The organism is Pseudoalteromonas sp. 19-MNA-CIBAN-0066, from assembly GCF_040308705.1.
Taxonomy (GTDB): domain Bacteria; phylum Pseudomonadota; class Gammaproteobacteria; order Enterobacterales; family Alteromonadaceae; genus Pseudoalteromonas; species Pseudoalteromonas nigrifaciens.
This window is the reverse complement of sequence record NZ_JBEONZ010000251.1, coordinates 1-264: the sequence shown is the minus strand read 5'-3', so window position 1 is coordinate 264 and position 264 is coordinate 1. Positions and strand designations below refer to the sequence as shown.

Below are 264 nucleotides of genomic sequence, written 5' to 3'. Positions count from 1 at the left end.
CTTCCCACGCCATTGAGCTTAGGTTGTAACCATAGGCTGAGCCATTAAGGCCAATTAGTTGCTCGGCCGATAAGTTAGTGAGGATCATTGACCCTGCTATAAATGTACCTGTTAACCCACGACCCGCTAAAAAGTAGCCATCTTGGGTGTTAACTTCCCCTTTGGTTTTTTGGTACGAGATATATCCCACCAGCGCCATAAACGCCAAGCACGATAGCAGTGTCATGGTAATGTTCATACCTTCCATCTTGCGCCCCCTTTAGC

1 protein-coding gene is annotated in these 264 nt (G+C 47.3%); it reads right to left on the bottom strand.

What is annotated here, in order from left to right; all coding sequences use genetic code 11:
- Positions 1-247 (bottom strand): sodium:solute symporter family transporter (locus AAEZ18_RS19025; protein ID WP_502935423.1); only part of this gene is annotated, 247 nt, incomplete at its 3' end.
- Positions 248-264 lie beyond the last annotated feature (17 nt).